Here is a 21,857-nt window from a genome sequence, read left to right on the forward strand (position 1 = left end):
TCAACCCCGCGCCCGCTGGGTGACGGCGATGCACACCAGTACCGCCGCGGCCGTCAGCGGGGCGGCCACCGTCAGGTGCTCGCCCAGCAGCAGCACCGACCACACCAGTGTGAGCAGGGGCTGGGCAAGCTGCAACTGGCTGGCCTTGGGGATGCCGACGGCCGCCATGCCCCGGTACCAGACGACCAGACCGAGGAACTGCGAGCCCGCCGCCACCCACAACAGCCCGGCCACGCTGTGCGCGGTCAGGTGCGCGGGTTCGTACGACAGAGCAACCGCCGCGGCCGGCACGGCGGCCGGCAGGCACAGCACCAGCGCCCAGCCGATCACCTGCCAGCCCGGCATCACCCGGGCCAGCCGGCCGCCCTCGGTGTACCCGGCCGCGCACACCAACAGGGCGGCGAACAGATAGAGATCGGCGGCCGTCAGCGCCCCGCCGCTCTGCTGCACGGTGAACGCGACGACCGCGGCCGCACCCGCGAGCGCAGCCGTCCAGAAGGTGCGCGAGGGCCGGCTGCCCATGCGCAGGGCGGACAGCAACGCGGTCGTCAGCGGCAGCAGTCCGACCACGACGGCCGCGTGCGCGGTGGTGGACGTCCGCAGCGCGAGCGTGGTCAGCAGCGGGAACCCGACCACCACTCCCGCGGCGACCACCGCGAGCCCCGCCCAGTGCCGCCGCTGCGGCACCGGCACCCGCAGGACCAGCAGACACCCGCCCGCGATGACCGCGGCCAGCACACATCGCACGGCGACCAGCGCCCAGGGCCCGAACCCCTCCAGTCCCCAGGCGGTGGCCGGGAAGGTGAGCGAGAAGGCGGTGACACCGAGGGCGGCCAGGAGGGTTCCGCCGGTGCCCGGCGCCTTCGAGGGGACGCCGACCGGGGTGTCGACTGCTATCGGTGTGGCAGCAGTAGCGCTACTCTGTGCTCTCATGCAAGAGCGTAGCAGTGTCGGCGAACTGGCGAACCAGCTGAAGCGGGAACTCAACCGCTATCCATCCGGTGGAAAGCTCCCGTCGAGCCGTGCCCTGGTCGAGCGGTTCCGCGTCAGCCCGGTGACCGTCTCCCGCGCCCTCGCCCAGCTCGCCGCCGAGGGCCTGGTCGTCACCCGGCCCGGTGCCGGCGCCTACCGCGCCGAGCCGCGTGCCGCCACCGCTCCCGCCGGAGACACCTCCTGGCAGGAGGTCGCCCTGAGCGCGGACGGCGCCGCCGACCTCGTACCGCGCACGGTGGACGCGTCCGGCGTGGTGGTGTCCCTCGCCGCGCCGCCGCCCGGCGTCATCGAGTTCAACGGCGGCTATCTGCACCCCTCCCTGCAGCCGGAGCGGGCGATGGCGGCCGCCCTGGCGCGTGCGGGACGCCGGCCCGGGGCCTGGGGGCGGCCACCGATGGAGGGACTGCCGGAACTGCGCGAGTGGTTCGCGCGCGGCCTCGGCGGTGGGGTCACCGCGGCGGAGGTGCTGATCACGGCGGGCGGCCAGTCCGCGCTGACGACGGCCCTGCGCGCCCTCGCCCCGCCGGGAGCGCCGGTGCTCGTCGAATCCCCCACCTACCCGGGCATGTTGGCGATCGCCCGGTCGGCCGGCCTGCGCCCGGTACCGGTCCCCGTGGACCCCGACGGCGTCCGGCCGACCCTCCTCGCCGACGCCTTCCGCGCGACCGGCGCCCGTGTCCTCGTCTGCCAGCCCCTGTTCCAGAACCCGACCGGTGCGGTGCTCGCCCCCGACCGCCGGGCCGAGGTGCTGGGCATCGCCCGCGCGGTCGGCGCCTTCGTCGTGGAGGACGACTTCGTACGACGGCTCGTGCACGAGGACGCCGGACCGCTGCCGAGCCCGCTCGTCGCCGACGACCCCGACGGAGTCGTCGTCCACGTCGGCTCGCTGACCAAGGCGACCTCGCCGAGCTTCCGGGTCAGCGCGCTCGCCGCCCGCGGCCCGGTCCTCGAACGCCTGCGCGCCATCCAGGTCGTCGACACCTTCTTCGTCCCCCGCCCGCTCCAGGAAGCGGCCCTCGAACTCGTCGGCTCCCCGGCCTGGCCCCGCCATCTCCGCGCGATCTCGGCGGAGTTGAAGGCCCGCCGAGACACCATGACCGCGGCCCTCCGTGTCGACCTGCCCGAACTCGCCCTGCCGCACATCCCCTCCGGCGGCTACCACCTCTGGCTGCGCCTGCCCGACGGCACCGACGACGGCGCGCTGACCTCGGCCGCCCTGCGCGCGGGCGTCGCCATCACCCCCGGCCGCCCCTACTTCAGCGCCGAACCCCCGGCCGCCCACGTCCGGTTGAGCTTCGCCGCGGTCGCGGGGACGGGGGAGATCACCGAAGGGGTACGGCGCCTGCGTACGGCCTGCGACGAGGCGCTGGGATAACCGTTCGACGCCGGCCGCCGCGTCCTGCGAGCATCCCGCCATGAACGACGCCCCGAGCCTCCCCGACGGCTACGAGATATCCACCGACCCCGACCGCCTCGACATCGACCGGGTGCACCGCTGGCTGTCCACCGACGCGTACTGGGCGAAGGGCCGCTCGCGTGAGAAGCACGATCGGGCGGTCGCCTCGTCGCTCAACTTCGGGGTGTATGACATGGTCTCAGGTGATCAGGTGGCGTATGCCCGGGTCGTCACCGACCGGGCGACCTTCGCCTGGCTGTGCGACGTCTACGTCGACCGGTCCGTGCGCGGCAAGGACATCGGTACGGCGATGGTGGGCGTCGTGCGCGACCACCTGCTGCCCTTCGGGCTGCGGCGCATCCTGCTCGCCACGGCCGACGCGCACGGGGTTTACGCCAAGCTCGGTTTCGAGCCGCTCGCCCAGCCCGACATCTGGATGGCGCTGGTCCTGGAGTGAAATGTCCGCCAGGTCCTGACCTTGAAGTAAGTTCTCGGCCACCCTGGGTCACTCGCGCGCAACAGCCCTTGACCTGCGCACTCTCGAGACTCACCATCGCCGCATGCAACTTCGGGTCACGTTCGTCGCCGCCGCGCGCAGCTCCCCGCTGCTCGCGGAGCGCTTCGAGGACGACCGGCCGCTCGACCAGGCCGGGTGGGACGAGGTGTTGCGCGTCGCCCCGGACCTGATCCCCCTGGCGGCGGCCGAGCTGCGCTACTGCTCGCCCACGCCCCGCAGCCGCGCGACCGGCGACGCCCTCGGGTACGCGCCCCTGGTGCAGCTCGCGTTGCGCGACTGCGACATGGGCCGCTGGCGGGGGCTGACCCTGGGCGAGGCGATGGCCCGCGAGCCGGAGGCGGTGGACGCCTGGCTCGCCGACCCGCGTGCCGTCCCGCACGGGGGCGAGTCGCTGGTGGAGTTCATCTCCCGGGTGGGCAACTGGCTCGACACCCGGCCCGTCGACGACGGCGGGCGGATCGTCGCCGTGGCCGAGCCGTCCGTCATCCGGGCCGCCCTGGTGTACGCGCTGAAGGCGCCACCGTCCACGTACTGGAACATCGACGTCCGCCCCCTGTCGACGACCACCGTCACCGGTCACGCCGGGCGCTGGAACCTCCGCTTCGACGGAGTGCCGGCTCAGCCCACGCGGGCGTAGTCGGTCGTCAGCACGAGGTCCTTCGCCGGACCGCCCACCCGCCACACCGTCCGCCAGTGGTCCGAGTCCCGGGCGGTGAACTCGCCGCGGTAGAGATCGGCCGCGCAGGGATGGTCGGCCACATGGCGGCCGGTGGTGAGATCCAGGTCGTGGAAGGGCCGCCCGTCACCGAAGCGGACCTCGGCCGTCCCCGGCGCACTCCCCGGCAGGAAACGCAGGGTCCGCTCGGCGGGCCGCGCGACCCCCTGCCAGACGAAGGTCCCGGCCTCGACGTGCAGCAGCCCACCGCCCTCCAGCGGACCGAACGCGGTGCCCCCTTCGAAGCGACCCTCGTCCCCACCGACGAGATCCCGCACGACACGATCCACCCGCCACCGTCCCGCCAGATACCCCAGCACGTCCGCCACGGGCCAGAAATCGCCCAGTCCATCCATGCCCGTGACCCTACGCCCCCGCCCCGCCTCCGGCGAATTCATCATTAAATTACGCGCCGGGAAATTACTGTTTCCCGTCCGTTAACCAACCCATACGTAAACCCGGAGGGGCATTCGGAATCGGCTTGATTTCTTTCCGCGTACGGAACAACCGATCGCATTCGCGGATCGTCTAAGCCGTCGAATCGATAACCCGCGGGGAGTAACAAGGAATGAGCCGCTCGACCCTGTCCAAAGCCGTTTCGAGCGGCCGTTTCAGGACCAGGGGGACCGCCGCGCTGCTCGCGGCGGTCCTCACCGCCGCCGTGTTCTGCGTGGCCGACGCGGCGGCCCGCAGCTACCCCTTCGGACCCCGCACCCGCGACGTCAACGACCTCGGCAACCAGTACGTACCGTTCCACGCCCACCTGTGGGACCTGCTGCACGGCAAGGCCGACGGCGGCCTCTTCATCAACTGGCAGTCCGGCTTCGGCTCCAGCTTCCTGCCCGACCTCGGCACCTACCTCAGCAGCCCGTTCGCCCTGCTCGTCGGCGTCTTCCCGCGGCACGAGATCGACCTCGCGGTGTACGTGATCACCGTGCTGAAGACGGCCACCGCCGGCGCCGCCATGGCCTGGCTGCTGCTGAGCCTGCGCTCCGGGCGCTGGTGGGCGGCGGGGCTGCTGGGCGCCTCGTACGGGCTGTGCGGCTGGAGCGTGGCCGTCGCCTCGTACAACCCGATGTGGCTCGACGGCCTGATCGCGCTGCCGCTGTTCTGCCTGGTCGGCGAGTGGACGCTGCGGCGCCGACGGCCGCTGCTCGGCGTGCTGGTGCTGACGGAGGCGTGGATCGCCAACTTCTACACCGCCTACATGGCCACCCTCGCCGCCGGTCTGGTGCTGCTGCTCAGGCTGTGGCTCTCCGACCTCTCGCGCAGGCAGCGGCTGCGGGCCGCAGGCCGCGCCGCCGCCACCGTCGCGCTGGGCGTGGGCCTGGCCGCCCCGCTGGTGACGGTCATCTACTTCGGCACCAAGCACGCCTACCCGGGCCGCGTCGTGCACTTCACCCCCGTGTCGACGGAGGACCTGCTGGCCCGTCTGCTTCCGACGACGTACACCTTCGGCAGCCCCGCGCTCTACGCGGGCACCGCCGCCCTTCTGCTCGCCCTCGCCCTGCCCTTCCACCGGGCGGTCCCGGTGCGTGTGCGCGTCGCCTGGACGGCACTGGTCGTCGCGGTGACGCTGTCGCTGCAGTGGGAGCCGACCCATCTGGTCTGGCACGCCTTCGCCACCCCGCAGGGCAGCCCGTACCGGCAGGCGTTCGTCCTGTGCGGCCTGGTGGTGGTCGCCGCCTGGCACGCGCTGTCGTACGGGCCGCCGGACTGGCGTGCCCTGGGCGCGGCGACCGGTCTGCTGGCGCTGATCACCGCCGTCGCGAGCCGCAGTGCCCTGGTGCAGCACCTCACCTGGGTGGTGCTGTCACTCGCCGTCGTCGGCGCGCTGGGCGGACTGGTCCTGCTGCGGCTCGCGGACACCGCCTCCGACACGACCGCCAGGCGCGGACTGCGTACCGCCTTCACCGTCCTCGCCGTGGCCCTGCTGTTCGGCGGCCAGTTCGGGGAGGCCATGGCCACCTCCGCCGACGCCTCCCGGCAGCGGCTGCGGCACATGGACAACTACGCGCCCTGGGGGCAGCGGCAGGAGCGGCAGTCGGAGCTGATCGCGCAGACGGACGACTGGCCGGCGTACCGCACCGACGCCGGCCGCGAGCAGACCGTCGCCAACGATCCGATGCTGGTCGGCGGCCAGGGCGCCCAGTACTACAGCAGCCTCACCTCGAACGTCCTCAGCCGCACGCTCACCGCCCTCGGCGGCGGCTGGACCTCCCGCGGCCGCAGCCTGCAGAGCCTCGACAACGCCGTGACCGACGCGATCTTCTCGATCGGCGCCCGGGTGCAGTCACCGCCCGACCCGCACCAGGACTGGTTCCCGCAGGACGGCACCGCACCGACCGTCTCCCGGGAGGCCGTACCGCCGCTGGTGACGGTACGGCCCTCCGCCGCGGCCGCGGGCGGCTTCGGCGAGTCGCCGTACCGCAACCAGGAGCTGCTGCTGGGCTCCCGCGTCTACACCGTCCCCACGATCGTCCTGCGGGACGACTCCGGGCAGCCGGTCCAGGGCGGCCAGGTGGGCTCCGGGAGCGCCGCGAAGAGGCCGGTGATCACGGCCCGCTGCCCGGCCGGCAGCCAGGCCTACCTCTGGGCCCCCCGCTTCTCCGGCACCGCGCGGCTGGGCGAGGACTCCGCACGCTTCCGCTCGCTCTACCCCCGCAACCGCGCCGCCATGGAGCCGCTCGGCCAGGTCCCCGCGTCCGGGCGGCTGCGCATCACCCTGACCCCCAACCGCCCCGGTCTCGTCCCGGACGGCGCCGTGGGCTGCCTGGACACCAAGCGGCTGCGCTCCGCCGTCGACCATCTCAAGGCCACCGGCGCCACCCGGGTCACCGTCTCCGACGGCACGATCCACGCCGAACTCCCCGCGGGCAGCAAGGGAACCGCCGTGGTCGCGACGCCCCGCATCGCGGGCTGGCGCTGTGCGGCGGGCGGCGGCGACACCCAACCGGCCAAGGAGTTCCACGGTCTGATCGCGGTCCCGCTCGACGGCGAATCGACCAGCCTCACCTGCACCTTCCGTCCGCCCGGGCTGCGGCTCGGCACGGTCGTCGGAGCGGCATCGCTGCTGACCCTGGCCCTGCTCGGCGTCCTCACCGCCGTCCGCCGACGGCGTACCCCCGAGCCCTCCTCGTCCGCCACGATCCGGCCGCGTGAGCGCGTGTCCGGCACACTCTGACCCGCACTCAGGGGGAAACCCATGCTCATATCGATCGTCGCGCCCTGCTACAACGAGGAAGACGTCATAGAACGCTTCCACGAGGCGGTCCAGAAGGTCGCGGAGGACCTGCTGCCGCTCGGCCACGACATGGAGTTCGTGTACGTCGACGACGGCAGCCGCGACCGCACGCTCCTGGTCCTGGAGAAGCTGGCCGAACTCGACGCCCGGGTGCGGTACGTGTCCTTCAGCCGCAACTTCGGCAAGGAGGCGGCCCTGCTCGCCGGCCTGCGCCACGCCTCCGGCGACTGCGTGGTCGTCATGGACTCCGACCTCCAGCACCCGCCGGAGCTCATCAAGCGCATGATCGAGCTGCGCGCCGAGGGCTACGACCAGGTCATCGCCCGCCGCACCCGCACCGGCGACCGCTTCACCCGCACCCTCACCGCGCGCCTGTACTACCGGCTCGTGAACCGCCTCGTGGACGTCGAGCTCAAGGACGGCGTGGGCGACTTCCGGCTGCTGTCGCGGCGCGTGGTGGACGCGGTGGTGGACCTCACCGAGTACAACCGCTTCTCCAAGGGCCTGTTCGCCTGGGTCGGCTTCCCCAGCACCACCTTCGACTACGAGAACGCCGTCCGCGAGGCCGGCCGCAGTTCCTGGAGCATGCGCAGCCTGCTCAACTACGGCCTGGACGGACTGATCTCCTTCAACAACCGTCCGCTGCGGGCCGCCCTGCACCTCGGCTTCGCCCTGCTGCTGTGCGCCGCCGCGTACACCGCCTGGATCGTGGGCGCCGCCATCATCAACGGCGTGTCGACGCCCGGCTATGTCACCATCATCACGGCCCTCACCGGACTCGCCGGAGTGCAGATGATCATGCTGGGTGTGATCGGGGAGTACACCGGGCGGATCTACTACGAGGTCAAGGGACGTCCGCACTTCCTGGTGAAGGCGACCAACGTGAAACGAGCGAAAGACCTCATTCCGTGATCTCTCGGCAGATGCTGACCTTCGCCGTCATAGGCGTGGTGAACACCGGCACGTACTACGGTTTTTACCTGCTGTTCCTCCCGCGTTTCCCTTATCTTGTCGCGCATATTCTGGCGACCGCGCTCAGCATGGTCGGCTCCTTTTTCCTGAACGCGAGGTTCACCTACCGGACCCGGCCCACCTGGCGGAAATTCCTCCTTTTTCCCCTCACCAACGCCGCGAACTTCGTGGTCACCACGGTGGGGGTCTACGTGCTCGTCGACCTCCTGGGTCTCGGCAGCCGGTACGCCCCGCTGATCGCCTCCATGGCGGCGATCCCGATCACCTTCGTCGTCTCTCGCTGGATCATGCTGCCGAAGGCGGAGAACGCCCTGGTGGAGGCGGAGCCCGGTCGGATTGCATAAACGTGCAGGGAAACGTATAGTCATGCCATCCAGGAGGAGGATGACATGGCGGTACGTGCGGCGGTGGCCGGGGCGAGCGGATACGCGGGCGGAGAGCTCCTGCGTCTGCTGCTCACGCACCCCGAGGTCGAGATCGGGGCCCTGACCGGCAACTCCAACGCCGGCCAGAAGCTCGGCGCGCTCCAGCCGCACCTGCTGCCGCTGGCCGGCCGGGTGCTCGAGGAGACCACCGCCGACGTCCTCGCCGGCCACGACGTCGTGTTCCTCGCCCTGCCACACGGCCAGTCCGCCGCCGTCGCCGAACAGCTCGGCCCGGACGTCCTGGTCGTGGACATGGGCGCCGACTTCCGGCTGCAGGACCCGGCCGACTGGGAGCGGTTCTACGGCTCCGCGCACGCCGGGACCTGGCCCTACGGCCTGCCCGAACTGCCGGGTGCCCGCGCGGCGCTGGAGGGGTCCAAGCGCATCGCGGTACCCGGTTGCTACCCGACGGCCGCCTCGCTGGCCCTCTTCCCGGCCTACGCCGCCTCCCTCGCCGAGAACGAGGCCGTGATCGTCGCCGCCTCCGGCACCTCCGGCGCCGGCAAGACGCCCAAGCCGCATCTGCTGGGCAGCGAGGTCATGGGCTCCATGTCGCCGTACGGTGTCGGCGGCGGCCACCGGCACACCCCGGAGATCGTCCAGAACCTCAGCGCCGCCGCGGGGGAGCGGGTCTCCGTCTCCTTCACGCCGACCCTCGCGCCGATGTCCCGCGGCATCCTCGCCACGTGCAGCGCCAAGGCGGTCGCCGGAGTGACGGCCGAGTCCGTCCGCGCCGCCTACGAGAAGGCCTACGCCGACGAGCCCTTCGTCCATCTGCTGCCCGAGGGCCAGTGGCCCGCCACGGCGTCCGTCAACGGTTCCAACGCCGTTCAGGTGCAGGTCGCGTACGACGAGGCCGCCGGCCGCATCATCGCGATCAGCGCCATCGACAACCTGACCAAGGGCACCGCGGGCGGTGCCGTCCAGAGCATGAACCTCGCCCTCGGGCTCGACGAGACCACGGGGCTTTCCACGATCGGAGTCGCACCGTGAGCGACGCACGTGCAGCCACCGGGCTGCAGGCAACGACGAAAGCCGCACCTCTGCGCTGCACGGGCGGAGAAGCGAACAAGGAGATGCAGTGAGCGTCACGGCAGCCAAGGGATTCACGGCGGCGGGCATCGCCGCCGGGATCAAGGAGAACGGCAACCCGGACCTGGCCCTCGTGGTCAACAACGGTCCGCGCCGCGCCGCCGCCGGCGTCTTCACCTCCAACCGTGTGAAGGCCGCGCCGGTCCTGTGGTCCGAGCAGGTCCTGAAGAGCGGCCAGGTCTCCGCCGTCGTCCTCAACTCCGGTGGTGCCAACGCCTGTACGGGCCCCAAGGGCTTCCAGGACACGCACGCGACCGCCGAGAAGGCAGCCGAGGTGCTGGGGCGGGGCGCGATCGAGGTCGCGGTCTGCTCGACCGGCCTCATCGGCGTCCTGCTCCCGATGGACAAGCTGCTCTCGGGAGTCGAGACGGCCGCCGCCCAACTCTCCGAGCACGGCGGCGAGAAGGCCGCCATCGCCATCAAGACCACCGACACCGTCCACAAGACGTCCGTCGTGACGAAGGACGGCTGGACGGTCGGCGGCATGGCGAAGGGCGCGGGCATGCTCGCTCCCGGCCTCGCCACCATGCTGGTCGTCCTCACCACGGACGCGGCACTCGACGACGACGTACTGGACAGGGCGCTGCGGGCCGCGACCCGCACGACCTTCGACCGCGTCGACTCCGACGGCTGCATGTCCACCAACGACACCGTGCTGCTGCTGGCCAGCGGCTCCGCCGAAGTGACCCCGGAGTACGCGGAGTTCGCCGAGGCCGTGCGTGCCGTCTGTGACGACCTCGGACAGCAGCTGATCCGGGACGCCGAGGGCGCCAGCAAGGACATCAAGGTCGAGGTCGTCAACGCCGCGAGCGAGGTCGACGCCGTCGAGGTGGGCCGCGCCGTCGCCCGCAACAACCTGCTCAAGTGCGCCATCCACGGCGAGGACCCCAACTGGGGCCGCGTGCTCTCCGCGATCGGCACCACCAAGGCCGCCTTCGAGCCGGACCGGCTGAACGTCGCCATCAACGGCGTCTGGGTCTGCAAGAACGGCGGTGTGGGCGAGGACCGCGAGAAGGTCGACATGCGCTACCGCGAAGTGCACATCGTCGCCGACCTCGCCGCCGGCTCCGAGACCGCCACCATCTGGACCAACGACCTCACCGCCGACTACGTCCACGAGAACAGCGCCTATTCGTCATGAGCACCACGCGTAAGCACACCGCGCTCCCCAAGGCCCAGATCCTCATCGAGGCGCTGCCCTGGCTGGTCCGGCACAACGGCAAGACGGTCGTCATCAAGTTCGGCGGCAACGCCATGATCGACGAGGACCTCAAGGCCGCGTTCGCCCAGGACGTCGTCTTCCTGCACCACGCCGGGCTCAAACCCGTCGTCGTGCACGGCGGCGGCCCGCAGATCAGCCGGGCGCTCGAAACCCACGGCATCGTCAGCGAGTTCAAGGCCGGCCTGCGCGTCACCACCGAGGACGCCATGGACGTCGTACGGATGGTGCTGGCCGGGCAGGTGCAGCGGGAGCTGGTCAACCTGCTCAACCAGCACGGGCCGCTCGCCGTCGGACTGACCGGCGAGGACGCGCACACCATCACCGCCACCAAGCACCAGCCCGAGATCGACGGCGAGTTGGTCGACATCGGGCGGGTGGGCGAGATCACCGAGATCGACACGGGCGCGATCGAGGCACTGCTCGCCGACGGCCGGATCCCGGTCGTCTCGTCGATCGCCCGTAGCCAGGACGACGGACATGTCTACAACGTCAATGCTGATACGGCGGCTGCGGCACTCGCTGCTGCGCTTGGGGCGGAGACGCTCATGGTCCTCACGGACGTCGAGGGCCTTTACGAGGACTGGCCCAACAGCGACGAGGTGATCAGCCGCCTCACCGCTTCCCAGCTGGAGAAGCTGCTGCCGGAGCTGAGCTCCGGGATGGTGCCGAAGATGGAGGGCTGTCTGCACGCCGTACGCAACGGCGTCACCACCGCCCGGGTCATCGACGGCCGGGTCCAGCACTCGATCCTGCTGGAGATCTTCACCGACGAGGGCATCGGCACGATGGTCGTGCCCGACGGACAAGACGAACAAGACGAACAAGACGCACAAGACGAACAAGAGGGGGATGCCGTATGACGCACAACCAGGAGCTGAGCGAGCGCTGGCAGGGCTCGCTCATGAACAACTACGGCACCCCGCTGCTGCCCCTCGTGCGCGGCGAGGGCGCCCGGGTGTGGGACGCCGACGGCAACGAGTACCTCGACTTCGTCGGCGGTATCGCGGTCAATGCGCTCGGCCATGCCCACCCGGCGATCGTCGAGGCCGTCAGCACGCAGATCGCGTCCCTCGGGCACATCTCCAACTTCTTCATGTCCGAGCCGACCGTGACGCTCGCCGAACGGCTCCTGCAGCTCTTCGGCCGTGACGGCCGGGTCTTCTTCTGCAACTCCGGGGCCGAGGCCAACGAGGCAGCCTTCAAGATCGGCCGGCTGACCGGGCGCACCCACGTGGTCGCCACCGAGGGCGCCTTCCACGGCCGCACCATGGGCGCCCTGGCGATGACCGGCCAGCAGGGCAAGCGGGAGCCGTTCCTGCCGCTGCCCGGCGAGGTCACGCACGTGCCCTACGGCGACGCGCAGGCCCTGGCCGCGGCGGTGACCGAGGAGACCGCGCTGGTGATCCTGGAGCCGATCCAGGGCGAGATCGGCGTCGTCGTCCCGCCGCCCGGTTACCTCAAGGCCGCCCGCGCGATCACCGCCGCGAACGGTGCGCTGCTCGTCCTGGACGAGGTGCAGACCGGGGTCGGGCGGACCGGGCACTGGTTCGAGTACCAGGCGCACGAGGGTGTCCTGCCGGACGTCGTGACGCTGGCGAAGGGCCTCGGGGGTGGGCTGCCGCTCGGCGCGACCGTCGCCTTCGGGCGGGCCGCCGAGCTGCTGCAGCCGGGGCACCACGGGACGACGTTCGGCGGCAACCCGGTCGCGTGCGCCGCCGGGCTCGCCGTGCTCGATACGATCGCGAACGACGGGTTGCTGGACAACGTCAAGCGGCAGAGCGGGGCGTTGCGGGACGGGATCGAGGCGCTGGGCCACCCGTTGGTCGGGCATGTCCGGGGCGCGGGCCTGCTCCTGGGTATCGTGCTCACCGAGCCGCACGCGCCCCGGGTGCGACAGGCGGCTCAGGAGGCCGGGTTCCTGGTGAACGCGCCCGCCGACGACGTCGTACGGCTGATGCCGCCGCTGAATCTCGGCGACGACGAAGTGGCGGCGTTCCTTCGGGCACTGCCCGGCATCCTCGACGGGGACGGATGAGCCGGAGAATGGGACGACGATGAGTCAGGCGCAGGACGACGCACAGCACGCCGGGCCTGCCGTGCCGCAGACGCGGACCGCGCGGCACCGCCGGATCGTGGACATCCTCAACCGGCAACCGGTGCGGTCGCAGAGCCAGTTGGCGAAGTTGCTCGCCGATGACGGGCTGACGGTCACTCAGGCGACGCTCTCCCGGGACCTGGACGAGCTGAACGCGGTGAAGATCCGCAACAACGACGGTGACCTGATCTACGCGGTGCCGAGCGAGGGGGGTTTCCGTACCCCTCGTGCGCCGCTGGGGGAGTCGGCGAAGGAGGAGCGGATGCGGCGGCTCTCGCAGGAGCTGCTGATCTCTGCGGAGGCTTCGGCGAACCTGGTGGTTCTTCGGACGCCGCCGGGTGCCGCGCAGTTCCTGGCGTCGGCCATCGATCAGGCGGAGCTGCACGACATTCTGGGGACGATCGCGGGTGACGACACGTTGCTGTTGATCAGCCGGGAGCCGACGGGGGGACAGGCGTTGGCGGAGCATTTGTTGCGGTTGGCTCAGAACGGCCACTGAAGGGGGACTTGCGGTCTTTTGCCGACTGCGGAGCGCTGGGGGCTGGTCGCGCAGTTCCCCGCGCCCCTAAAAGCCTTCCGCTTACCCGAGTCGGGACGCGAGGCCTCCTGTGCATCTGACCTCGTCCCCGGCCGTTATGAGCAGCGCCTCCACATCGGGTAGTGACTCCAGCCAGCGCAGGCCGTCTCGGGAGCCCATCGCGAAGGCCGCTGTTGCCCAGCAGTCCGCCCAGGTGAGGGTGGGGGCTACCACCGTCACGGCTACGAGGTCCGTCACCGCGGAGCGGCCGGTGCGGGGGTCGACGATGTGGGCGCCGCGTTCGGCGGTGCCTGAGGTGGCGACCGCCAGTTCGTCCGCGCCGGCCGCCGAGACCACCGCCGCAAGTCCGCCCGGGCGCAGCGGGTCGGCGATGCCCACGCGCCAGGGGCGGTGGGGTTCCGGCGTGCCGAACATCTGCACGTCGCCGCCGCCGTTGACGCTCACCCCGGTCGCGCCGGCCGCCCGCAGTCGCCGGGCCGCGCGCTCGGCCGCCCAGCCCTTGACGATGCCGGTGGGGTCGAGGCGGCCCTCGTAGCGCAGGCTGAACCAGCCGTCGCTCACCCGCTCGGCCTCGGCGCCCAGGTCGAGCACCTCCGCGACCTCGGGATCGCACTCGGCCGGCGTCAGCTCACCGCGGGCGAGCCGGGAGACCTGGCTGTCCTCGCGGTAGGTGCTGAACACCGCGTTGACCCGGTGCAGCCCGGAGATCGCCTCCCCGAGTGCCGCCCGTACCGCACCGGGTTCCCCGCCGCGGACGTCGAAGGAGAAGACGGTCCCCATGACCTCCTCCGCATGACGCACCGCGGCGGGAGCTTCCGCAGACTCCGCCACCGACTCAGCCACCGGCCTGGTCCAGCGCGGACTGCAGCGACTGCTTGTAGCCGCCGCTGGTGTACGTGGCCCCGGACACGGAGTCGATCTGCGCGGTGCCCGCGGCCACCGCCTCCTGGTTGAGCTTGGGGATCGCGAGGGCCGTCTTCTGGTCGCTGAGGCCGCCCTTGGGCGCCTGCACCGCGTCCGCCTTGGTGATCTTGCCGTTCGCGACGGTGATACGGACCTGGACCGGGCCGTACTGGGTCTGCGCGACGGCACCGGTCACCGTCTTGGCCTGCGCGGCACCGGAAGCGGCACCGGAGGACGAGCCCGAGCCGCCGCTCTGCGCGGAACCGGCGCTCGCCTTCATCTTGTCGAGGGCCGACTGCAGAGACTGCTTGTAGCCGTTGCTCGTGTAGGTCGCCCCGGACACCGCGTCGATCTGCGCGCTCTGCGCGGTGACCGTCTCCTGGGTGAGCTTGGGGATGGACAGGGCCGTCTTCTGGTCGCTGGTGCCGCCCTTGGGCGCCTGGATCGCCTCGGCCTTGGTGATCTTGCCATTGGCGACGGTCAGCCGTACCTGCACGTTGCCGTACTGCGTCTGCGCCACGTTGCCGTCGATCGTGCCGGACGCCGTCCCGCTCGACCCGGTGCCGCCCTGGGGCGAGGCCTGGGCGCCCGCGGTCTGCTGCGGTGCCGCCCCCGCCGCCTGGGCGTTGGGGTCGGAGGCCGGCTTCAGCGAGAGCAGCAGCACGACACCCGAGACGGTGGCGGCGCTGGCCAGCACGACACGCCGGATGGGGTGACTCTTCTTCATCGGTACCTGGGCTCCTGGAATCCCGTCGCTCACATCTCGAACGACTCGTGATGGATGCGGCGGGCGGGCACTCCCGCGCCGCGCAGTGCTTCGTACACGGACTGCGCGAACCCGGCCGGCCCGCACATGAACACGTCGTGCTTGTCGATGTCCGGCAGCTTCTGCCGCAGCCGGTCGGCCGAGATGTCGGGGCGCTCCCCGTCCGGGCTGTTCACGGCGTACATCAGCCGGGCGCCGCGGTCGTCGGCGATGGCGGCGAGCTCGTCCCACAGGGCCAGGTCCTGGGTGGTGTTGGCCCGGTAGAGCAGGGTGATGTCGCCGGCCGCGCCCGGCAGCGTCTCGAACAGCGCCCGCATCGGCGTGATGCCCACACCGCCCGCCACCAGCAGCACCTTGCCGCGGCTGCGACGCTGGGCGGTCATGGCGCCGTACGGCCCCTCGGCCCACACCCGGGTGCCGGGCGTCAGCTCGCGCAGCCGGGCGCTGTGGTCGCCGATCGCCTTGACGGTGATCCGCAGCATGTCCGGCCGGGGCGCCGCGGAGAGCGAGTACGGGTGGGAGCTGAACCGCATGCCCGGCGCGAGGAACCGCCAGCGGAAGAACTGCCCCGCCTCCGCGCCCATCCGGTGCAGCTTCCGCCCGCCGATGAGCACCGACACGATGCCCGGCGTCTCCTCGATGACCGCCTCGACGCGCATGCGGTGCCGCATGTTGAGCCGGATCGGGACGAGGATGCGGTACCAGATCACCAGCGCGGTGACCGAGCCGTACAGGGCGTACCAGAAGGTCTTGGCGGTCGGCTCGACGGCGAAGTCGTTGCCGGTGGTGATCTGGTGCCAGAACGTCAGGAACACGGCCCCGTACGTCAGCAGGTGCACGTGGTACCAGGTGTCGTACGGCAGCCGGCGACGGACCGGGCCGATCGAGGTCAGGCCGATCAGCACGAACAGGCCGGTGCCGATGGCCGCCTTGCCCATGTCCGGCAGCTGGTTGATGGAGTCGATCGTCTGCTGGACGATGTCGCCGAGCGACTTGCCGGCCTGCAGCGCGTAGCCCCACATGATGAGGAAGACGTGCGCGAAGACCAGGCAGAGCGTGTAGCGGCCGCTCATCGCGTGCCAGCGCGCCACGCGGTCCGAGCCGACCCGCCGCTCCAGCGCGGGTACCCGGGCCATCTGCAGCACGACCAGTGCCATCAGATAGCCGGCCAGCAGACCGGTGATCCGGCCCGCGTTGAGGATCTTGCCGTTCTGGTCGGCGATGGACGGCGTGTTCATCCACCACAGCCACAGCACACCGACCGCGCCCGCCCATACGGCGAGCAGCAGGACGGTCGCCGGGGAGCGGCGCGGGCGGATGCGGCGCATCGTCTGGCGGCGGGCGGCGCGGCCGCCTGCGAGCGTGGTGGTCACTGTTCCTCCGGGGCGGGGGCAAGGGGGTTGGCGTGGTCCCTTGGCCCAGAGATACGTGCCGTGACGCCGGTGCGTTCAGCCGCGTGCAGAGTCCAGGGCGGACTGGAGTGACTGGCGGTAACCGTCACTCGTGTAAGTGGCCCCGGAGACGGTGTCGATGTTCGCGCTCTGGGCCTGGAGGGCCTCGCTGCGCAACCGGGGGAGGGCGTAGCTGTTGATCTCCTGGTCGCGCGGGTTGTCCGTGGGGTACTGCACCGCGGTCACGTCGGTGAGTTTGCCGCTCTTGACGGTGACCTTCACCTGGACGGGGCCCCAGCGGGTCTGGATCGTGCTCCCGGTGACGGTCTTCGTGCCGGTGGTGGTCGACCCTCCGGTGCCGCCCGAACTGCCGGATCCGCTCGAGGCGCTCGAACTGCTGGAGGGCGCCGGGATCGCCAGCGCGGCCGTCGGCGTGCTGTGCGGCTTCAGGGACAGCAGCAGCACCATCCCGGAGACGGTGGCGGCGCTCGCCAGCACGATCCGGCGCAGGGGGCGGTTCTTCTTCAGCGCGTGCACTTCTACGGCCTCACAGGTCTCAGAGTTCGAACGACTCGTGGTGGATGCGGCGGTCCGGGACCCCGGCGGCACGCAGCTCCTCGTACAGGTCCCGGGCGAAACCGTGCGGACCGCAGATGTAGACGTCGTGGCCGGCCAGGTCGGGGAAGGTTGCCCGCAGCGACTGCGCGGTCAGCTTCGGGCGCTGTCCGCCCGGTCCGTTGAGCGCGTACAGCACCTTCGCGCCACGCCACCGGGCGATGGCCTCCAGCTCCGCGCCCAGGGCCAGGTCCTCGGCCGTCCGGGCCCGGTACAGCAGCGTCACCTCACCCGGGAGCGTCTCGAACAGGGCCCGCAGCGGGGTGATGCCGACGCCGGCCGCGATCAGGAGGGACCTGGGCGAGGTCTGCCGGTCCTCGGTCATCGAGCCGTACGGCCCCTCCGCCCACACGCGGGTGCCGGGCCGCAGCAGCGAGACGGCCGCGCTGTGGTCGCCGAGCGCCTTGACCGTGATCCGCATCAGGTCCGGGCGGGGCGGCGCCGACAGCGAGTACGGCGTCGACGTCCAGCCCAAGCCCTCGCCGAGGAACCGCCAGCGGAAGAACTGCCCCGGCCGAGCGCCCAGTTCGTCCAGCCGCCGCCCGTGGACGACGACCGAGTACACGCCCGGCGCCTCCCGGTGCACGGACTGCACCCGCAGCCGGTGGCGCAGGTTCAGCCGCACCGGGGCGAGGATCCGGAACCACAGCACCAGGGCGGCGACCCCGAGGTACAGCGCGTACCAGACGGCCGTGGCGATCCGGTGGCCGTTGAACTCGTTGCCCAGGGTCAGCTGGTGGAAGAAGGCGAGGAAGACGGCCGCGTAGGTCAGCAGGTGCACGTAGTACCAGAACTCGTAGCTCGTACGGCGGCGCACCGCGCGGGCCGAGGTGATGCCGACGGCGAACAGGATGACCGTGCCGGCGGTGGCCTTCAGCATGTCCGGGTAGTCCAGCACCACCGTCACCGTCTCGCGCCAGACCGAGTCACGGTCCTGGGCGGCGTACCCGAGCAGGATCAGCACGACGTGCGACGCCAGCAGACAGACCGTGTAGCGGCCGGCCATCGCGTGCCAGCGGGCCACCCGGTCCGAGCCGACCCGGCGCTCCAGCAGCGGCACTCGCGCCATCAGCCCGACCAGCACCGCGCAGGCGTACCCGCACAGCAGCCCGGCGATCCGCCCGGCCCCGGTCAGCCAGCCCGCGGCGCCGACCACCGAACCGGTGTCCGCCCACCACATCGCGACCACGGCGGCCGCACCGGCCCACAGCAGCGCGAGCATGGCGCCCGCGGGTGAGCGCCGGGCGGGCGGCGCGACCCGCGGTGCCGCCCTCCGCTCGTACACGGTGGTCATCTGTGCGTCCTTTCGCCTGTCCGGGACGCCACTGTGCCTCCGCAACCTCTGAGCACCCTCTGAAAGGACCCTCACCGAGCCCACTCAGAGGAAACTCAGAGCGTCGTCCGCTGCGTGACGCGGGCGCGAGGGGTGATCCTGGGGAGGAGATGAACACCACCAGATCCGGCCGTCCCGCCCTCACCCGCCCCGACGGCACCCCCCTGCGCGTCCTCGTCGTCGACGACGACCCCGATCTCGCCGAGGTGCTCTCCGGCGCCCTGCGCTACGAGGGCTGGCAGGTCCGCGCGGCCGGCGACGGCGCCTCCGCGCTCGCCGAGGCCCGCGAGCTGATGCCGGACGCGGTCGTCCTCGACGTGATGCTCCCGGACACCGACGGCTTCGCCGTGCTGCGCTCCCTGCACGCCGTGAAACCGGACGTCTGCGTGCTGTTCCTGACCGCCCGGGACGCCGTCGAGGACCGTATCGCCGGCATCACCGCGGGCGGCGACGACTACGTCACCAAACCCTTCAGCCTGGAGGAGGTCGTCGCCCGGGTCCGCGGTCTGCTGCGCCGTGCCGGCATGGCCCGCCAGCTGGAGGAGGGCCCACATCTCACCGTCGGCGACCTGGTCATGGACGAGGACTCCCACGAGGTCACCCGCGCCGGCGAACTCATCGAGCTGTCGCCCACCGAGTTCGAGCTGCTCCGCTTCCTCATGCGCAACCCGCGGCGGGTCCTCAGCAAGGCGCAGATCCTCGACCGGGTCTGGTCCTACGACTTCGGCGGCCGCGCCCACGTCGTCGAGCTGTACATCTCCTACCTGCGCAAGAAGGTGGACGCCGGCCGCGAGCCGATGATCCACACGGTGCGCGGCGCCGGGTACGTGCTCAAGCCGGTGGCGTCATGAGGGTGCCGTGGCGGCGCCTGCCCCGGCCCCGCACCCTGCGGGCCCGGCTCACCGTCGGCCTGGTCGTGCTGCTCGCGGTCAGCTGCGCCGCGGTCGGGGTGGCCGCGGTGTTCGAACTGAACGGGTTCCTCATCAGCCGGCTGGACCAGCAGCTGACCGAGGCCGGGAACCGGTTCGCCGTGAGCCTGGAGCACAAGGTGCTGCCCGACGACCACGACGGCGACGAACACGGCGACACCCGCCGGCAGTCCACGGGCACCCTGGGCGCCCGGCTGGTCGACGGGACGGTCACCGACGCGGCGGTCGTCCGCTCCGAAGGCATCCAGCACGTCCCGCTGAGCGCGCAGGACAAGAAGCGGCTCGCCGGGATCCCCGCCGACGGCCGGGGACACACCGTCCGCCTCTCCGCCCTGCACGCCTACCGGATCGTCTCCTCCCGGGGCGCCGACGGAGACGTACTGCTCACCGGACTGCCGCTGGAGCCGGTGGAGGCCGCTGTCCACCGACTGGAGCTGGTCTCGGGGATCGTCTTCGGCGCCGCGCTCACCGTCACCGGCGTGGTCGGCGCCTTCTGGGTCCGCTGGTCGCTGCGCCCGCTCAGCCGGGTCGCGGCCACCGCAACCCGGGTCAGCGAACTCCCGCTCGCCAGCGGCGAGGTGGCCCTGCCGCCCCGGGCACCGGAGTCCGACCCGCGCAGCGAGGTGGGCCAGGTGGCCGGAGCCTTCAACCGGATGCTGGGCCATGTCGAGGACGCGCTCACCAAACGGCACGCCGGCGAGGAGCGGCTGCGCAGCTTCGCGGCCGACGCCAGCCACGAACTGCGCACCCCGGTCGCCTCGGTCCGCGGCCACGCGGAACTGGCCCTGTTGCACCCCGGCCCGGTACCGCCGGAGATCCATCGCGCCCTGGAACGCATCGCCGCGGAGTCGTCCCGGATGGGCGAGATGGTCGACGAGATGCTGCTGCTGGCCCGACTGGACGCGGGCCGCCCGCTGGAACGGCAGCCCGTCGACCTCACCATGCTGGTCCTGGACGCCGTCACCGACGCCCGGGCGGCGGGCCCCGAGCACCGCTGGGAGCTGGACCTGCCCGAGGAACCGGTCAGCGTCGTCGGCGACAGGCACCGCCTCCACCAGGTGGTGGCCAACCTCTTGGCCAACGCGCGTCTGCACACTCCCGCGGGCACGAAGGTCACGGTGACCCTGGAGACCGAGGACTCCGCCGCCGTCCTGCACGTCCACGACGACGGCCCCGGAGTCCCCGAGGACGTCCAGCCCGGCGTCTTCGAACGCTTCACCCGGGCCGACCACCGCCGCCGCGCCGACTCCTCGGGCGGTGGAGCGGGCCTGGGCCTGTCGATCGTGGCGGCGGTCACCGAGGCGCACGGCGGGAGCGTGGAGCTGGAGAGCAGGCCGGGGTCGACGACATTCACCGTGCGCATCAGTACCGGGTGATCGCCGTGCTCCCGCTCGTCGTGCCGATCGCGATGTGCGGCTTCTTCCCGGGAGCGGCCCACCGGAGGATGGCCCGCATCGCGTCACCGGGCACGGACACGCAACCCGCCGTCGCCCCGCGCCCGTTGACGTGCAGGAAGATGCCGGCTCCGCGTCCCCGCACCGGCTGCTGGTAGTTGAACCCGATGACGAGGGCGTACGCGTACTGCGTCGGGTAGGCGCCGAGCCGCTCCGACTCCGACGCCCGGCAGTCGGACGGACGCGGCTCGGTCCAACGGTTGTAGGAGCGCGACGCGTTGTCCTCGCACCACCACGAACTCGCGTGCACCGGGCGGTACTTGTACGCGGTGCCACTCGGTGCGCCCTTGATCCCGAAGGCGAAGGGAAGGTCGTACAGCCCGGTGGGCGTCGTGTTCGTGTTCTGCTTCCGTGAGGCCCCCTCGACCAGCCCCTTCGCCCCGAAGCGGGCGGAGGCGGAACCGACCTTCACCCACCGCCCGTTCCTGCGGTCCCACCAGGTGAGGGTGCCGGTGGTCGAACTCTTCGTCGGGGCCACGGCGGTGATCAGCTGGGTACCGCCCCCGGTGTCGGCCATGCGCGCGGGAAGCGGTGCCACGGCGTTCGGCGCGGCGGCACCGAGGACCAGCAGGGACGCGGACGCCAGAGCGCCGGCGACGGCAGAGGTTCGCATGGCTCAGACCGTAGAGGGCGGCAGCGGCAACGGCAGCCCGGGTAGGCCATCCAGGCTGGTCGCGATGTGCTCCTTCTTGGTGAAGTAGGCGTTCAGCGAGGCGTCGTCCTCGCGCGCGAACCGCTTGCCGTGCAGGTCGCGGTCCTCGTCGTACGTCATGAAGGGCACCGCGTAACCGCAGGTGTCACGGACGAGTTCGGCGTGCACCACGATGATCGCGCGCAGCCCGTGCTGGGTCTCGTCGATGTCCGGGAAGCGGGCGAGGAGTTCCCCGAACCGCGGGTCGTCACGGAAGACCGGCTCGCCGCGCCCGTGCACCCGCACGATGTTCGGCGGTCCCTGGAACGCGCACCACATCAGCGTGATCCGCCCGTTCTCCCGCAGATGCGCGATGGTCTCGGCGTTGGACCCGGCGAAGTCCAGGTAGGCCACGGTGAGTTCGTCCAGGACGGCGAACGAGCCCTTGAGGCCCTTGGGGGAGAGGTTGACCGTGCCGTCGCCGGAGAGCGGGGCGGTCGCGGTGAAGAAAAGAGGCTGCGCCTCGATGAACGTACGCAGCCTGCCGTCTATGCGCTCATAAGTCTTTCCCACGCCTGACGATTATGAACGCGATCCTTTCGCCCGTCTAAGGAATTGCGGGGTCC

At 71.5% G+C, this 21,857-nt stretch carries 22 protein-coding genes; 13 read left to right on the forward strand and 9 right to left on the reverse strand.

Translation table 11 applies throughout. The annotated features are described in order from the left end of the window. The gene (locus ABZZ74_RS13555) at positions 1 to 933 is read right to left on the reverse strand and encodes a DMT family transporter (RefSeq protein WP_356764306.1); all 933 of its coding nucleotides are present in this window, start codon (positions 931 to 933) and stop codon (positions 1 to 3) included. Between ABZZ74_RS13555 and ABZZ74_RS13560 the strand changes: the two genes are divergently transcribed. The 3 genes from ABZZ74_RS13560 (at position 932) to ABZZ74_RS13570 (ending at position 3,543) form a co-directional block, all read left to right on the forward strand. Then, positions 932 to 2,368 carry a PLP-dependent aminotransferase family protein gene (locus ABZZ74_RS13560; RefSeq protein WP_356764308.1) on the forward strand — a complete coding sequence of 479 codons (1,437 nt, stop codon included), beginning with the start codon at positions 932 to 934 and terminating at the stop codon, positions 2,366 to 2,368. The genes ABZZ74_RS13555 and ABZZ74_RS13560 overlap by 2 nt on opposite strands. Before the next feature lie 40 nt (positions 2,369 to 2,408). Continuing rightward, positions 2,409 to 2,846, forward strand: a complete 438-nt coding sequence (locus ABZZ74_RS13565) for a GNAT family N-acetyltransferase (RefSeq protein ID WP_356764310.1) — start codon at positions 2,409 to 2,411, stop codon at positions 2,844 to 2,846. A 103-nt stretch (positions 2,847 to 2,949) separates the two neighbouring features. Further along, entirely contained in the window at positions 2,950 to 3,543 is a 594-nt protein-coding gene (locus ABZZ74_RS13570) for a histidine phosphatase family protein (RefSeq protein WP_133044961.1), read from the forward strand. Here ABZZ74_RS13570 and ABZZ74_RS13575 read toward each other — a convergent pair. After that, the gene (locus tag ABZZ74_RS13575) at positions 3,525 to 3,968 is read right to left on the reverse strand and encodes a DUF6314 family protein (protein ID WP_356764511.1); all 444 of its coding nucleotides are present in this window, start codon (positions 3,966 to 3,968) and stop codon (positions 3,525 to 3,527) included. The two genes, ABZZ74_RS13570 and ABZZ74_RS13575, sit on opposite strands and share 19 nt — an antisense overlap. A 221-nt stretch (positions 3,969 to 4,189) precedes the next feature. On the opposite strand from ABZZ74_RS13575, the gene ABZZ74_RS13580 reads away from it, so the two are divergent. From ABZZ74_RS13580 to ABZZ74_RS13615, 8 genes are all read left to right on the forward strand, one after another. Beyond that, the gene (locus ABZZ74_RS13580; protein WP_356764312.1) at positions 4,190 to 6,805 is read left to right on the forward strand and encodes a YfhO family protein; all 2,616 of its coding nucleotides are present in this window, start codon (positions 4,190 to 4,192) and stop codon (positions 6,803 to 6,805) included. Positions 6,806 to 6,826: 21 nt separating this feature from the next. Beyond that, entirely contained in the window at positions 6,827 to 7,777 is a 951-nt protein-coding gene (locus ABZZ74_RS13585) for a glycosyltransferase family 2 protein (RefSeq protein WP_356764314.1), read from the forward strand. Between the two features lie 11 nt (positions 7,778 to 7,788). Then, a complete protein-coding gene (locus ABZZ74_RS13590) occupies positions 7,789 to 8,181 on the forward strand; it encodes a GtrA family protein (RefSeq protein WP_356764316.1) in 393 nt (130 codons plus the stop codon). Between the two features lie 45 nt (positions 8,182 to 8,226). After that, positions 8,227 to 9,255, forward strand: a complete 1,029-nt coding sequence (argC, locus tag ABZZ74_RS13595) for an N-acetyl-gamma-glutamyl-phosphate reductase (protein ID WP_356764318.1) — start codon at positions 8,227 to 8,229, stop codon at positions 9,253 to 9,255. A gap of 88 nt (positions 9,256 to 9,343) precedes the next feature. Further along, positions 9,344 to 10,495 (forward strand): bifunctional glutamate N-acetyltransferase/amino-acid acetyltransferase ArgJ, encoded by a 1,152-nt coding sequence (gene argJ / locus ABZZ74_RS13600; protein ID WP_356764320.1) that lies wholly within the window; start codon positions 9,344 to 9,346, stop codon positions 10,493 to 10,495. Beyond that, complete coding sequence (gene argB / locus ABZZ74_RS13605; protein WP_356764322.1) at positions 10,492 to 11,436, forward strand: acetylglutamate kinase; 945 nt, start codon at positions 10,492 to 10,494, stop codon at positions 11,434 to 11,436. The genes argJ and argB overlap by 4 nt, the downstream gene beginning before the upstream one ends. Continuing rightward, positions 11,433 to 12,611, forward strand: coding sequence for an acetylornithine transaminase (locus tag ABZZ74_RS13610; protein ID WP_356764324.1), 1,179 nt, complete (start codon positions 11,433 to 11,435; stop codon positions 12,609 to 12,611). The genes argB and ABZZ74_RS13610 overlap by 4 nt, the downstream gene beginning before the upstream one ends. Before the next feature lie 19 nt (positions 12,612 to 12,630). Beyond that, positions 12,631 to 13,170 carry an arginine repressor gene (locus ABZZ74_RS13615; protein WP_208779647.1) on the forward strand — a complete coding sequence of 180 codons (540 nt, stop codon included), beginning with the start codon at positions 12,631 to 12,633 and terminating at the stop codon, positions 13,168 to 13,170. An 81-nt stretch (positions 13,171 to 13,251) separates the two neighbouring features. On the opposite strand, the gene ABZZ74_RS13620 is transcribed toward ABZZ74_RS13615, so the two are convergent. From ABZZ74_RS13620 to ABZZ74_RS13640, 5 genes are all read right to left on the reverse strand, one after another. Further along, positions 13,252 to 13,989, reverse strand: a complete 738-nt coding sequence (locus ABZZ74_RS13620; protein ID WP_356764327.1) for an FAD:protein FMN transferase — start codon at positions 13,987 to 13,989, stop codon at positions 13,252 to 13,254. Between the two features lie 55 nt (positions 13,990 to 14,044). Beyond that, the gene (locus ABZZ74_RS13625; RefSeq protein ID WP_356764329.1) at positions 14,045 to 14,839 is read right to left on the reverse strand and encodes an FMN-binding protein; all 795 of its coding nucleotides are present in this window, start codon (positions 14,837 to 14,839) and stop codon (positions 14,045 to 14,047) included. Between the two features lie 29 nt (positions 14,840 to 14,868). Further along, positions 14,869 to 16,251: a ferredoxin reductase family protein gene (locus ABZZ74_RS13630; protein ID WP_356764331.1), complete on the reverse strand. Its 1,383-nt coding sequence runs from the start codon at positions 16,249 to 16,251 to the stop codon at positions 14,869 to 14,871. 75 nt (positions 16,252 to 16,326) lie between these two features. Then, a complete protein-coding gene (locus ABZZ74_RS13635; protein ID WP_356764333.1) occupies positions 16,327 to 16,806 on the reverse strand; it encodes an FMN-binding protein in 480 nt (159 codons plus the stop codon). Between the two features lie 19 nt (positions 16,807 to 16,825). Beyond that, positions 16,826 to 18,178, reverse strand: coding sequence for a ferredoxin reductase family protein (locus ABZZ74_RS13640; protein ID WP_356764335.1), 1,353 nt, complete (start codon positions 18,176 to 18,178; stop codon positions 16,826 to 16,828). Between the two features lie 149 nt (positions 18,179 to 18,327). Here ABZZ74_RS13640 and ABZZ74_RS13645 point away from each other — a divergent pair, with 149 nt between their 5' ends. Together ABZZ74_RS13645 and ABZZ74_RS13650 are read left to right on the forward strand one after the other, a co-directional pair. Next, the gene (locus ABZZ74_RS13645; RefSeq protein ID WP_356764337.1) at positions 18,328 to 19,068 is read left to right on the forward strand and encodes a response regulator transcription factor; all 741 of its coding nucleotides are present in this window, start codon (positions 18,328 to 18,330) and stop codon (positions 19,066 to 19,068) included. Further along, complete coding sequence (locus ABZZ74_RS13650) at positions 19,065 to 20,522, forward strand: HAMP domain-containing sensor histidine kinase (RefSeq protein ID WP_356764339.1); 1,458 nt, start codon at positions 19,065 to 19,067, stop codon at positions 20,520 to 20,522. Before ABZZ74_RS13645 ends, ABZZ74_RS13650 begins: the two co-directional genes overlap by 4 nt. Here ABZZ74_RS13650 and ABZZ74_RS13655 read toward each other — a convergent pair. Together ABZZ74_RS13655 and ABZZ74_RS13660 are read right to left on the reverse strand one after the other, a co-directional pair. Further along, positions 20,509 to 21,213: a L,D-transpeptidase family protein gene (locus tag ABZZ74_RS13655; protein WP_356764341.1), complete on the reverse strand. Its 705-nt coding sequence runs from the start codon at positions 21,211 to 21,213 to the stop codon at positions 20,509 to 20,511. The two genes, ABZZ74_RS13650 and ABZZ74_RS13655, sit on opposite strands and share 14 nt — an antisense overlap. A 3-nt stretch (positions 21,214 to 21,216) precedes the next feature. Beyond that, complete coding sequence (locus ABZZ74_RS13660) at positions 21,217 to 21,804, reverse strand: pyridoxamine 5'-phosphate oxidase family protein (protein WP_356764343.1); 588 nt, start codon at positions 21,802 to 21,804, stop codon at positions 21,217 to 21,219. Positions 21,805 to 21,857 lie beyond the last annotated feature (53 nt).

The sequence above is a fragment of the Streptomyces sp. NPDC006476 genome, from assembly GCF_040612015.1.
In the GTDB taxonomy this organism is placed as follows: domain Bacteria; phylum Actinomycetota; class Actinomycetes; order Streptomycetales; family Streptomycetaceae; genus Streptomyces; species Streptomyces griseorubiginosus_B.

Coding starts and splice junctions, on each gene's coding strand:
- ABZZ74_RS13565 (WP_356764310.1), top strand. CDS start 2,409: ATGAACGACGCCCCGAGCCTCCCCGACGGCTACGAGATATCCACCGAC.
- ABZZ74_RS13655 (WP_356764341.1), bottom strand. CDS start 21,213: ATGCGAACCTCTGCCGTCGCCGGCGCTCTGGCGTCCGCGTCCCTGCTG.
- ABZZ74_RS13570 (WP_133044961.1), top strand. CDS start 2,950: ATGCAACTTCGGGTCACGTTCGTCGCCGCCGCGCGCAGCTCCCCGCTG.
- ABZZ74_RS13610 (WP_356764324.1), top strand. CDS start 11,433: ATGACGCACAACCAGGAGCTGAGCGAGCGCTGGCAGGGCTCGCTCATG.
- ABZZ74_RS13625 (WP_356764329.1), bottom strand. CDS start 14,839: ATGAAGAAGAGTCACCCCATCCGGCGTGTCGTGCTGGCCAGCGCCGCC.
- argC (WP_356764318.1), top strand. CDS start 8,227: ATGGCGGTACGTGCGGCGGTGGCCGGGGCGAGCGGATACGCGGGCGGA.
- ABZZ74_RS13650 (WP_356764339.1), top strand. CDS start 19,065: ATGAGGGTGCCGTGGCGGCGCCTGCCCCGGCCCCGCACCCTGCGGGCC.
- ABZZ74_RS13560 (WP_356764308.1), top strand. CDS start 932: ATGCAAGAGCGTAGCAGTGTCGGCGAACTGGCGAACCAGCTGAAGCGG.
- ABZZ74_RS13620 (WP_356764327.1), bottom strand. CDS start 13,989: ATGGGGACCGTCTTCTCCTTCGACGTCCGCGGCGGGGAACCCGGTGCG.
- ABZZ74_RS13615 (WP_208779647.1), top strand. CDS start 12,631: ATGAGTCAGGCGCAGGACGACGCACAGCACGCCGGGCCTGCCGTGCCG.
- ABZZ74_RS13555 (WP_356764306.1), bottom strand. CDS start 933: ATGAGAGCACAGAGTAGCGCTACTGCTGCCACACCGATAGCAGTCGAC.
- ABZZ74_RS13585 (WP_356764314.1), top strand. CDS start 6,827: ATGCTCATATCGATCGTCGCGCCCTGCTACAACGAGGAAGACGTCATA.
- argB (WP_356764322.1), top strand. CDS start 10,492: ATGAGCACCACGCGTAAGCACACCGCGCTCCCCAAGGCCCAGATCCTC.
- ABZZ74_RS13580 (WP_356764312.1), top strand. CDS start 4,190: ATGAGCCGCTCGACCCTGTCCAAAGCCGTTTCGAGCGGCCGTTTCAGG.
- ABZZ74_RS13640 (WP_356764335.1), bottom strand. CDS start 18,178: ATGACCACCGTGTACGAGCGGAGGGCGGCACCGCGGGTCGCGCCGCCC.
- ABZZ74_RS13590 (WP_356764316.1), top strand. CDS start 7,789: ATGCTGACCTTCGCCGTCATAGGCGTGGTGAACACCGGCACGTACTAC.
- ABZZ74_RS13645 (WP_356764337.1), top strand. CDS start 18,328: ATGAACACCACCAGATCCGGCCGTCCCGCCCTCACCCGCCCCGACGGC.